Annotated in this window: 9 protein-coding genes and 1 other RNA gene; 4 read left to right on the top strand and 6 right to left on the bottom strand. The window is 36.4% G+C overall.

Annotation, left to right across the window (positions count from 1 at the left end):
* The first annotated feature begins 1 nt into the window (after position 1).
* The 4 genes from ssrS (at position 2) to G415_RS0100440 (ending at position 3,107) form a co-directional block, all read left to right on the top strand.
* A non-coding RNA gene (ssrS, locus tag G415_RS10920) (6S RNA) lies at positions 2 to 185 on the top strand.
* Positions 186 to 222: 37 nt separating this feature from the next.
* A complete protein-coding gene (locus G415_RS10545; RefSeq protein ID WP_022669601.1) occupies positions 223 to 759 on the top strand; it encodes a 5-formyltetrahydrofolate cyclo-ligase in 537 nt (178 codons plus the stop codon).
* 4 nt (positions 760 to 763) lie between these two features.
* The gene (rny, locus tag G415_RS0100435) at positions 764 to 2,326 is read left to right on the top strand and encodes a ribonuclease Y (RefSeq protein ID WP_022669602.1); all 1,563 of its coding nucleotides are present in this window, start codon (positions 764 to 766) and stop codon (positions 2,324 to 2,326) included.
* A complete protein-coding gene (locus G415_RS0100440; protein WP_026939482.1) occupies positions 2,322 to 3,107 on the top strand; it encodes a TIGR00282 family metallophosphoesterase in 786 nt (261 codons plus the stop codon). Before rny ends, G415_RS0100440 begins: the two co-directional genes overlap by 5 nt.
* A gap of 41 nt (positions 3,108 to 3,148) precedes the next feature.
* Here the strand turns inward: G415_RS0100440 and G415_RS0100445 are convergent, their stop codons facing one another.
* The 6 genes from G415_RS0100445 to G415_RS0100470 form a co-directional block, all read right to left on the bottom strand.
* Positions 3,149 to 4,213 carry an ATP-binding protein gene (locus tag G415_RS0100445; RefSeq protein ID WP_022669604.1) on the bottom strand — a complete coding sequence of 355 codons (1,065 nt, stop codon included), beginning with the start codon at positions 4,211 to 4,213 and terminating at the stop codon, positions 3,149 to 3,151.
* Positions 4,214 to 4,411: 198 nt separating this feature from the next.
* Complete coding sequence (locus G415_RS0100450) at positions 4,412 to 8,026, bottom strand: autotransporter domain-containing protein (RefSeq protein WP_162138525.1); 3,615 nt, start codon at positions 8,024 to 8,026, stop codon at positions 4,412 to 4,414.
* Between the two features lie 293 nt (positions 8,027 to 8,319).
* Positions 8,320 to 9,120 (bottom strand): peptide chain release factor N(5)-glutamine methyltransferase, encoded by an 801-nt coding sequence (gene prmC / locus G415_RS0100455; RefSeq protein ID WP_022669606.1) that lies wholly within the window; start codon positions 9,118 to 9,120, stop codon positions 8,320 to 8,322.
* The gene (gene tilS, locus G415_RS09290; RefSeq protein WP_162138526.1) at positions 9,114 to 10,097 is read right to left on the bottom strand and encodes a tRNA lysidine(34) synthetase TilS; all 984 of its coding nucleotides are present in this window, start codon (positions 10,095 to 10,097) and stop codon (positions 9,114 to 9,116) included. The genes prmC and tilS overlap by 7 nt, the downstream gene beginning before the upstream one ends.
* Complete coding sequence (locus tag G415_RS0100465) at positions 10,036 to 10,932, bottom strand: lysylphosphatidylglycerol synthase transmembrane domain-containing protein (protein WP_022669608.1); 897 nt, start codon at positions 10,930 to 10,932, stop codon at positions 10,036 to 10,038. The genes tilS and G415_RS0100465 overlap by 62 nt, the downstream gene beginning before the upstream one ends.
* Positions 10,926 to 11,945, bottom strand: a complete 1,020-nt coding sequence (locus tag G415_RS0100470; RefSeq protein ID WP_022669609.1) for an amino acid--tRNA ligase-related protein — start codon at positions 11,943 to 11,945, stop codon at positions 10,926 to 10,928. The genes G415_RS0100465 and G415_RS0100470 overlap by 7 nt, the downstream gene beginning before the upstream one ends.

Here is an 11,945-nt window from a genome sequence, read left to right on the forward strand (position 1 = left end):
GTTAGCCCTGGGGCATGCGTGATGGACTTTTTTCCTTAGAGCCAACACCTAACAATGGGGAGCCGGCTTCAGGTGTTAGGCGGGCAAGCCTTCGCAAGAAGGACATACCACCTGCACCTGCGACGCTCCCACCTATCGTTGTTAGGTTCTAGGAAGAAGATCGCACACGGTGCCCTGGGGCTATTTAAATAAATTTATTGGCAATACGCCTGAGGATAGGCTTTGAAAAATAAACAGAGAAATCAGCTCCTTAAAAGAAGAGGAGCTTTAAATAGATCGTTTGTAAACCATAAAAGTATAGTAATAAGCAGAAAGGTTTTTGAGTTATTAAAAAGAAAAAGGAGAGTTGCTTCTTACTCTCCTTACCGCAACGAGCCTAACCCGAATCTTTTATTTTCTGAAAATTTTTTATACTTTCCAAAAGTCTATAGCGTTGAAAAGGCGCGGATGAGATTTTTTAAGGGTGTTCTTGTTAAGTCTTTCAAGGGCATTAAAGAACCAAGATTCAACAGAAGGGCTGTTTATAGGAAGCAGCTTGAGAGCGTTATTGTTCCGGGTGTGGGTTTTGATGAGAGAGGCTACAGGCTTGGCTATGGTTTAGGGTTCTATGATAGGTTTCTTAAGGATTTTAAGGGTTTAAAGGTTGGAGTTGCTTTTGATTGCTGTGTTGTCAAAGAGATTGCGCACTCAGAAGGCGACATTCCGGTTGATGTGCTGATTACCGAGAGAAGAAAAATTTTTTGTAAGTTAAGGAGATGAGACGATGGGAACCGCAGAGATAATACTTGTGATAGTTTTGGCTTTGATAGTCGGTGTTATGCTGGGTATCTTTGGCTATTATCAGTTTGCTGTAAAGAAGAAGGAGTATGCGAAGAAGAAGGCAGAAGATATTATCCAGGATGCCGAAAAGGAGAAGGAAAACATTATCAAGGCTGCCCAAATTGAAGCAAAAGAGTATTTGATTAAGGCAAGAAACGAGATAGAAGCAGAAGAGAGAGAGATAAAAAAGGAACTTCAAAAATGGGAGAAAAGGCTTCAAGCTAAGGAAAGTAATCTTGAAAAGAGACAGGCTTATTTGGATGAAAAGATAGAGCTTGTTAACAAAAAACAAGAGGATATAAATGCTATAGAAAAACAGCTTGAAGAGAAAATGCAAGAAGTAGATGAGATACTTAAACAGCAGCAAGAGAAGTTGGAAGAGATTAGCGGGATGACAAAAGAAGAAGCTAAACAGAAATTAGTTGAAAGCATCGAAGATGAAGCAAAACGAGAAGCAGCAACGAAGATAAAAAAAATAGAAGAAGAATTAAGAAACGAAGCCAAGCGCCTCTCTCAAGATGTTTTGATTACTTCAATGGAGAAGATAGCAAGTAGTTATGTGGCTGAAAGAACAGTTGCAACTGTTACACTGCCAAACGACGAGATGAAGGGTAGAATTATAGGAAGAGAGGGGAGAAATATAAGATCTTTCGAAAAAGAGACAGGAACAGACTTAATTATCGACGATACGCCAGAAGTTGTTGTTATATCAAGCTTTAATCCATTGAGAAGGGAGATAGCAAAAATTGCCCTTGAAAGACTGGTGAGCGATGGAAGGATTCATCCAGCAAGGATTGAAGAAACGGTTGAGAAGGTAAGGCAGGAGCTATACCAAGAAGCGGCTGAAGAAGCCAAGAAGGTTGTGTTTGACCTTGATATAGGTGATTTACATCCTGAACTTATCAAGTATTTAGGTCTTTTAAAGTATAGAACGAGCTATACCCAGAATGTTCTTGCTCATTCTGTTGAAGTTGCCTATTTAAGTGGCCTTATGGCAGCAGAGTTGGGCTTGAATGTAAAATTGGCAAAAAGAGCGGGTTTATTGCATGATATTGGCAAAGCTGTAGACCAAGAGGTTGAAGGTTCTCATACAAAGGTTGGTGCAGACCTTGCAAAGAAATATGGGGAAAACGAATATGTTGTTAATGCTATTATGTCGCATCATGGAGAGATAGAGCCTAACTGTCCAGAAAGTGTGCTTGTTGCCATAGCTGATACGCTGTCTGCTGCAAGACCGGGAGCAAGAAGAGAGAGACTTGAAAGCTACATACAGAGACTTGAAGAGCTTGAGAATATCGCTAAGACGAAGGATGGTGTAAAGGAAGCATACGCAATTCAAGCAGGAAGGGAACTAAGGGTTATTGTTGAACCAACCATGCTTGATGACAATGAGAGCTTTATGCTCGCAAGAGATATAGCAAAGGATATAGCAGATAAGATAACATACACAGGCCAGGTTAAGGTTGTTGTTATAAGGGAGAACAGGGCAATTGAGTATGCAAATTAGGATTTTGTTTGTAGGTGATATAGTTGGCAAGCCGGGAAGAAACACCTTCAAGAGCTTAATAGATGAACTAAAAAGGGAGTATGAACCTGATGTTGTAATTGCTAATGTTGAGAATGCGGCAGACGGTTTTGGCATAACAAAAAAAATTTATGACGACTTGTCTAAATATGTCGATGTTTTGACAACAGGCAATCATGTATGGGATAAGGAAGAGATATTTTCATGGATAGACGATGCTGAGAAGATTTTAAGACCAGTAAATATGCCTTCGGAGGCACCAGGATGCGGCTTTAGGTTGTTGAATGTGAAGGGTGTTGATGTGATGGTGATAAACGCTATCGGCAGGATTTTTATGAATCCTGTCGATAGCCCTTTTGCTGTTTTAGGTGAACTTATTGATAGATACAAAGATGTTAAGATAAAGTTTGTCGATTTTCATGCAGAAGCAACAAGTGAAAAACAGGCTATAGGATGGTTTCTGGATGGCAAGGTATCTGCGATCGTCGGCACGCATACGCATGTTCAGACGGCAGATGAGAGGATTTTGCCCAAAGGAACTGCTTATATTAGCGATACCGGAATGACGGGATGCCATGATGGAGTTTTAGGTTTTGGTTATGAAGAAGCGCTTGAAAGATTTATAAAGGCTATCCCGAAAAGGTTGAAGGTTTGCAAAACCAACTTAAAACTTGATGGTGTTGTAATCGATATAGACGAAAACGGCAGGGCTTCTGGTATAAAGCGGATTTCAAAATCCTTTACTCAAGCAGAAAATACCTAAAACCCAAAGCTCAATTTAATCCAAAATTCATAATTTAGAATTCACAATTCCAACTTCTCCATCCCCTTCTCATAAATCCTGCTATTTCCCTTAACTTCCAATGTAAGTGGGTCAAAGAAGAGAATCTCTTTTTCTGCCCATTTGGAGATGACTTCTAAGTATTTTGAATCTCTGTCTTTTGAAAGAACAAATGAGCCATTGTTTAAAATCTCTTTGCAGATATTCTCAAATATCTCTATCTCTTCTTTTGAAAACTTACTTTGCTGATACATCATAACCATCTCAGTATATGCCAAAAACGCCCTATGCTCTAAATACTCTTTAATGCTTTTATACTTGTCTTTCAACATCATCATTCTTTGTATATCTGGAATACAACCACCAAGATAATCCCAGATGAGCTCTATATCATTCTCTTTAAATCCTTCACCACTCAACCACTCAACCACTATACTCTTATCTAAATGGTCAACCTTAAAAAACTCACTTGTTTTCTTCAATTTTGCATCATTATAAATCCTATCTATAAACACAGTATTTGAGCTTAGGATAACAACATGAGAGAGATGAGTCTCTTTTGTTAAAGAGACACAGAAGTTTAGAAACTCTTTGAGCAGTTCTCTGTCTCCGTTTATGTATATATCTTCAAGTGTTTGGATTTCGTCGATTATTATTATTTTCTGTTTGTCTATCTTTCCTAACTCTTCAATGAGTTTTTTGAATAGATTTATCCTTCTCTCTTTGATTGCTTTTAATGTTTTTGCTTCTAATTTGAACACCCATAAATCATAGATTCTGTTTAGCTCTTCTGTTTTCTTCTCTATGCCTGACTCTTCAAAGAAGCTCTCTATAAAGCTCTCGTATGAGCTTACTAATGTTCTTCTAAGGTTGATGTATTTTATCCAGTATCTGCTGTTTTGAAGCAGTTTAAAGTCCTTTATTAGCTCCTTTTCAACAACATACTCAATGAGTGTTGTTTTGCCTGAAGATTTTGGGCCATAAACCCAAAGGATTAACTCTGGTAATTGATTGAACCAGTCAAGGAGGAAGTTTATCTCTTTATCTCTGTCTATGAGTTTTTTGTTTCTGAAGATACGGGTTTTCATGGGTTTCTCCTTAAGGGTTTGTTTAAAAAATTATACAAGTAAATCTTATAAATTTGCAAGAGAAAAACTGCAAGGCAAGAGAGATAGTTTGTAAAATCAACACCTAAACAACCAACCCACTCAAACAAAAAAGGCGGTGTATAGCAATCACACACCGCCTAAATAAGGTTCAGAGATCAACTTGAATTCTATTCTGTTTTAAAATCTCCATCCAAGATTTGCATAGCCAGTATAGAGCTTGTAATCACCATTGAATTCGCTGCTGAATGTTAGTTCAAAGGATGCATTGCCTTTTACTAAATCTAATCCTACATTTGCTCTGCCTATCGTTCTATTCATCTTCTTTTTCACATCAACGACTGGAGTGTTGATGCCAGGAATGGACTGACCTATTACTATATCGTTGTTGTTTAAGAATCTGTCCACACCAAGTCCAAGGAAAGCTATGAGATTGGAATCCTTCAGTTGCCATTTTTTACTTAGATTGACTCTTGCTGTTCCAACCCAGAAGTTCTTGCTAAAGTTCTCGTAATGTTTGTCCCATTTAGAGTAATCTGCTTTTGTAGAATGGGAAGGAGTATGCCAATGAGTGTAGGTTAATCCTATCATAGGTGTTATTCTTATATTGTCTTTCAACTCGAAGGAGTAACCGCCCAGGGTTTTTACATTGTAAGCTTTAGAGTGATAATCGCTGCTCTCATCCATTTCAAGATCAGGACCTGTTTTGCCTTGATAGGCATGTGATACATAGCTGTATGTTGTGAATAAGGACAAGTAATAATTATCCTTATTGTATGTTCCAAACAGACCAACATTGAATATATCTTGAGATTCACTATCCATAGAGTATGAACCCTTAAAATCTACACCTGAATCACCATATCCAACGAAAGTACCTATATCAAAAGCACTATTGAGCTTTCTTATGTATCCTACTTGAAGGCCTACAATGTCAGAGTCATATCCTAAGCTTTTAGCATGCATTTTGGAGTAAAATGGCAAAACAAATAATCCGTTATTGTATGAAGAGAAAGGAGTTGAATAGACTCCGTCTGTTTTTATCATACCAGAAGAAGCTAACATAACATTACTATTCTGGCTTAAGTATCTATGTCCTTCATACGGCATAACGATTTTGTTCATGACAAAATCAGAGAAATAATCTAAGCTCATTGCAGACATAAGATAGGCTGACTGAATACCCATAGCTGAAGTGCTTCCTTTTGGAGTATACTTGAACATAACAGCAGCGTTTGAGCTTCTATCATTTCCATACCATGAGACACTGAAGTCAGGATTTAAGGAAGCGTATGCTAAAGAAGAGAACTTACCGCTTACTGAAGAAGTGCTGTCTGTTTCTATAATGTAATATGGCTTTCCGATATATACATCCCTTCCAAGATATGCCAGCAGTTTAGCGCTGTTTAAGTTTAGCTTACTGTTGTTGCACAAATATACGGGTTTGTTCCATTTTGATGGGTCACCGTTAAAGCCAAGTCCTAAGTTCTTGTCTATAACCACATTGGAGTTATTGATGTATATGTCTCTAACTTTGCTGTTGCCGTTTGCTACTATCTCTCCAGGGCTGTTTAGAGTTATGTCTGAGTCTTCAAGATATAGAGCAGCTGCGTTTTGGACATATGGTGAGTCTGAGTTAACATACAAAGAAATTAGTCCGGTATTGTAAAGATATATATCGCTTGGGTCTATATACACTCCACCGACTTTATCAATAAGGGCATTTTCTCCCTTTGCTACTATATTAGTGCTTATAACTCCGCTGTTTATGAATTTGGAAGATGAGTTATGATTAATTCTTACTCCAAAAATGTTATGTTGGATTGTAGTTGCATTTTTAGTTTTCCCAATTCTGGATGTTACATTTATATAACCTGAGTTAGAAAACAGATTGACATTTCCATCTATATAAACACCATAAATGTCCATATCCCCAACATATCCTATATCCTTATCTTCGCCATTGTTGACTATATCACCTATATTTGAAGAAACACTTATACTTCCAGAGTTGGAGAAGGAATTAGCGGTTTCACCTATGTAAACACCGTAGTTGCTGGAGTTGCCGATAAAAGCTATCTTGCTATTTTTACCATTGTTGACTATATCACCTATATTTGAAGAAACACTTATACTTCCAGAGTTGGAGAAGGAATTAGCATCTTCATCTATATAAACACCATAAATACCAGTATTGCCTACGCCTTCTATCACGCTGTCTTCACCATTATTGATTATATTACCTATGTTGGAAGAAACAACTATGCTGCCTGAATTGGAGAATGAATTAGTAACATCATTAACGCAAACGCCGTAGATACCGTCTTCAGGTGTTGGGGGTGACCCAAAGTCATAACCATTGCCGATAGCTTCTATGCTTCCGTTTTTCCCGTTATTAATTACATTACCTACCGTAGAAAGAACTTTAATGTTTCCATGGTTAGAGAATGAGCCCGTATCGTATGTGCGGACGCCATATATACCATCATTGCTTGTATATATTTCTCCGTCTTCTCCATTGTTTGTTATGTTGCCCATTACAGCAGAAACATTAATAGAGCCGGAATTGGAAAAGGAGTTTGAATCGCCACCTATATAGGTGCCGAGAATGTTAAAATTGCCAGCGCCATCTATTTCTCCGTCTTCTCCATTGTTTGTTATGTTGCCCATTACAGCAGAAACATTAATAGAGCCGGAATTGGAAAAGGAGTTTGAATCGCCACCTATATAAACACCGGAGATAAAAGGAACAACTCTACTTTTATAAATGGAAAAAACATTGTTGCCTATTAGACGCATATCCCCACCATCTCCGCTATTTGTTATATCACCTATCACAGCAGAAACATTAATAGAGCCGGAATTGGAAAAGGAGTTTGAATCGCCATCTATGTAAACACCATAGATGCCAGGGATTATCGTAGTATATTTAAGAAGTATATTGGAATTCCCGATAAAACCTACGAAACCATCTTCTCCGCTATTTGTTATATCACCTATCACAGCAGAAACATTAATAGAGCCGGAATTGAAGAAGGAGCCAACGTTTCCGTTAGCGCTAAATCCGTCAACAAATTCGTTACCCAGTGAAGCTATTCCCCCATCGTCTCCACTATTTGTTATATCACCTATCACAGCAGAAACATTAATAGAGCCGGAATTGAAGAAGGAGCCAACGTTTCCGTTAGCGCTAAATCCGTCAACTTCAATGTTACCAACTTCTCCATTTATTCCCCCATTTTCTCCACTGTTTGTTATATCACCTATCACAGCAGAAACATTAATAGAGCCGGAATTGGAAAAGGAGTTTGAATCGCCTTCTATATGAGTGCCGGCAACGATATTACCAACTAATCCATCTATTCCCCCCTCTTCTCCACTATTTATTATATCACCTATCACAGCAGAAACATTAATAGAGCCAGAATTAGAGAAGGAGTTTAAATTGCCATTTATATAGGTACCTGCTATGAAACTGTTACTTACTGTATCGTTTATTTCTTCATCGTTCTTGCTATTGATTATATTGCCTATTTTAGAAAATACACTTATACTTCCAGCATTAGAAAAAGTTTTGACTTCGTTCATGTTGTTCAACTTAACACCGTACACATCTTCGATGGAGCTAAGGATAGTAGAATTTGCGGTGAGTTCGGTATTTCCGACAATTGCCTTTACCCAAATGTTTCCAGTTTCGGTGTTGTCAAACAGAGATATTGTTGTTAGGCTGGAGTCATTAGTTACACCTACTATATTAGATAGATAACCACTGTCTTCTGATACTTCATTTTTCACATTCCCTTTATTTATCCATATAGGAGTAGTTATAATCGTAGGATTCCCTGGGGGAATAGAAAAAGATTTCAGTGGCAAAAATAAAAACATGTTTACAAACATAAAAAAATAAAAAGATTTCCTAAAACATTGCAATGAAAACATAACACAACCTCCCTAATAATAGTATTTTCTAATTAACAAAGGATTAAAACTTCCAACAAACTTATAAACAAAATATGAGCACGTGTCAAGTAAAAATGTAAAGTGATTTTGTTTTGGTTGTAAACTATAAGTGTCTTCATTAGAAAAGATTATTTCAACTTAAACACTGCAACTCGTGGTAAGTTGTTTAAATCATGTTTGCAATACATAAAGCCGTTTAGGTGTTTTACTTTTTCTAATTGGTTATAGCCTATCTCTGAGATAAGATAAGTTGCTCTGTTTTTTGCTTGATTTAGAAGCTCTTCTAAAAACTGGGTTCCTGTTTTATCTATTAAAGCCAATTTTGGCTCGAATTTTACATCAGGTTGCAATCTTTCGTATTCGTTTTCTGCGATATAGGGCGGATTACAGACAATAATGTCTGCTTTTTTTAAAAAAGATAGTTTATCTGTAACGATTAATTTTACATCAGCTTTTAATCTGTCTCTATTTATTTTTGCCACTTCAATTGCATCTTTTGATATGTCTGATGCAAAAATTGGTATGTTTAATGTTTTTGATAGCGATATTGCTATACAACCACTGCCTGTTGCAACATCAATAATTACGGGATTTTTAAACTCTTTTGATAACTTTATTGTCTCTTCAACGAGCAGTTCTGTTTCTGGGCGTGGTATGAGCACCCTTTCATCGACATAGAAGTCAAACCCGAAAAACTCCTTTCTTTTTGTGGTGTATGCCATCGGATAGTAATTTTTGCGTCTATTTAACAGTTCAAAGAACATGCTCTCTTTATCTTTATCTACATTTTTGTCTGGATTTGCCAGAATATAAACATCATCTTTTCCCAAAACAGTTTTCAAGATGAGAAGTGTATCTATCTGATATGTTGCTATGTTTGACTCTTTTAGTTCTTTAAACCCGTGTTTTAGGAGCTCTCTTATTACCATTTCTCTATTATCAGTTTGCCGTTTCTCTTGTATGCTTTTATGATTTTGCGCAGATGCACCTCGGTGTTTTCATCTATGTTGTTGATTCTTTCTAAGTTTTCGAAGCTTATAGAATAACTCATACCTGTAAGCTGTTTTACTGCTTTTGAGATTATTCTTCTTCTAATTGACGGATAATCCAAATCATCTAAATTTAGAATTGCTCTATTTTCTATTATTCTAACCCTTTTTGTAAATTCAATCTCTGATAAGTCGCTTAGAAAGCGTGAATCTTCATTTAAAATATTAAGTTCTCTAAATAGAGTCTCTGTTATGTTAGGGTTAAACTCTTCAAGCAACGGGATAAGCTTATGCCTTATTTTGTTTCTTGTGTATTTCTCTTCAAAGTTGCTTCTGTCTATTTTGTATTCTATATTGTTTTCATCCAAAAAACTTTGAATCTCATCTTTTTTAAAACAGAGAATAGGTCTTATAAAAAAGCTACTCTTTGGTTTTAAAGATACAAGACCATCTAAGGAGCTTCCCTTTATAAGGTGCATAAGCATAGTCTCTATAGCATCGTTCATCGTATGGCCTGTCGCTATGAAGTCAAGGCTTAGCGTTTTTTTAGCTTTTAGAAAAAACTCTCGTCTTTTTATTCGTGCTGCTTCTTCCAATGATAGTTTATGTTCCTTTTTAAATTCTATGACATTGTGGGTTTTAGAGACAAAGTTTAGTCCCATCTTCTCTGCCATATCTTTGACAAAGAGTTCTTCTTCATCTGCTTCTTCTCTTATCTTGTGGTTGAAATGCAAAACTGTAAGATTCAAGTTTAGCTCTTCTTTTATCTTGTTCAGCATAAAAAGAAGAAAGATTGAGTCTGGCCCACCCGATACACCAACGCCTATGTTTGAGCTTTCTGGTATAAGCCTATTTCTATCTATGAAACTCTTTAGCTTCTTTAACAACTCTTCCATTGGATAAATAGAATACACCACCTATTAGACTGCATGCAACAGAGACAAAAAACACTATTAAACTTAAACTTACGGCTTGAGCAGGAGAGAGTCCTGCATATTTAAATAGATAAACAAATGAGAACTCTCTAACGCCTATGCCATTAAACGATATAGGCAGAAAACTAATCAGTGTTATTATTGGTATGAAGGCAAAGTAATAGGCTATGTTTATATTGAGATTTGTAAGTTGCCCAACACATACATAGATGAGTATGTTTATTATCTGAATGAAAACGGATAGTGCCGATACGATGTAGAACTCCTTGCTTTTATGAAACAGCACTATATCGTTGTAAAAGAGAGAGACTTTCTTATGTTTTATAAACTTAAGCATATAAACAGAAACGAAAGCAAAGATGTTTATTGATATAATGCTTAGGGCGATTTTTATACCAAACAGCTTAAAGAACAGAAGCACGCTAATAAGAGAAAGAAGAAGCAGTGCAACAAGGCCGTTGTATCTTTCAAGAAATATAGAACTTATCGATTGTCTTATGCCTATTTTTTTTGAGAGTATATAGCCTTTAATTGCATCGCCACCGATGATGCTTGGTAAAAATAGGTTTGCAAACATGCCCATCAGATACAGTTTAAAAAGAGACAAAAAATCTTCGTTTTTACCGAGACTCTTTATAACCAACTTCCATCTTATACTGCTTATAAACTGAGCAGAAAGATACAAAAAACAAAGAAGCAAAAAGTCAAAAAGGCCAACCTTTACTATGGTTTCTTTTAATTGGTGCATGTCTATTTTATTGAAAAGCAAAATGATAAGCAGTATGCTTACAATGAGTTTTATAACTGTTTTTAACATATTTTGTCCTTATTTAAGAGTATCATTATGAGCCTGTCTATACCAACGGCTATTCCACTTGCAGGCGGCATACCAAAAGCCATATACTCCATAAACTCTCTATCTTGAAAACCAAATCTTCGTTTTATCTCTTCAAAATTGTTCTCTTCAAGATAGCAGTTTCCAAGCTCTATGCCGGCAATGTAAATCTCGTATCTTTTTGCATAACCGTTTTTTATCTTTGATAGAGCCGCTCTCTCTTTAGGAAAATCATATATTACTTCGATGCAGTCTTTACCAAGCTCTTTTTCTATCTTTAAAGAGAATATGGCATCTAATATCTCAAGCTTGTCGTCTGTTCCTTCAATAGAGAAGCTCTCCTTTAGCTTTGAGCTTTCAGTTTTTTCTATGTTTATGTTGCAATGATAGAGAAATGCGTCTTTGTATGAGATGTACGATACTTTATTTAAGTCTATCTCAAAGCCTTTGTATTTTAAGATATCTGAGCCGTTTAGATATTTTACCATACTTGAGAAATCGAAAATAATGTCTTCTGGTTCTGCCAATGCTCTATACCACTCAAGCATGAGAAACTCTTTCTTGTGTAGATTGTCTTCAAAATCGTCTCTATATGCGAAGTTTAGCTCAAATATCTTCTCAACTCCTAAGGTTAGAAGTTTTTTTAGTTCAACTTCTGGCGAAGGTGCAAGTATGCCGGCTTTGGTATCCAAAAGGTTTATGTTTGTTTCTGATATCCTTTCCTTTTTTAGTTTTGGAGTTATGACTTCTGTGAAACTTTCTTTGAAAAAAAACTCCTTTATCCTTTTAATTATCTCAAACTTTTGTATATAATAATCCCGTTCGTTTTTCAGGCTTTGAAGCTTGTCTCTGTTTTGGCATTTTGTTAGGAGTGTGTCGTTTTCGTCGATTATGTCGCCTAAGTCGTGGCGGGAAGCAAAGTTTAGTTTAACGGTTTTGCCTTCTGAAAAGATGAGTGTTGAATTTGCTGTTTTTTTTACTATTCTACCAAACAC

This window comes from Hippea alviniae EP5-r (assembly GCF_000420385.1).
In the GTDB taxonomy this organism is placed as follows: Bacteria; Campylobacterota_A; Desulfurellia; order Desulfurellales; family Hippeaceae; genus Hippea; species Hippea alviniae.

What these genes read in the sequence shown, in the direction of transcription:
- rny (WP_022669602.1), top strand. Translation starts at nt 764, where the DNA reads ATGGGAACCGCAGAGATAATACTTGTGATAGTTTTGGCTTTGATAGTC.
- G415_RS0100445 (WP_022669604.1), bottom strand. Translation starts at nt 4,213, where the DNA reads ATGAAAACCCGTATCTTCAGAAACAAAAAACTCATAGACAGAGATAAA.
- prmC (WP_022669606.1), bottom strand. Translation starts at nt 9,120, where the DNA reads ATGGTAATAAGAGAGCTCCTAAAACACGGGTTTAAAGAACTAAAAGAG.
- G415_RS0100465 (WP_022669608.1), bottom strand. Translation starts at nt 10,932, where the DNA reads ATGTTAAAAACAGTTATAAAACTCATTGTAAGCATACTGCTTATCATT.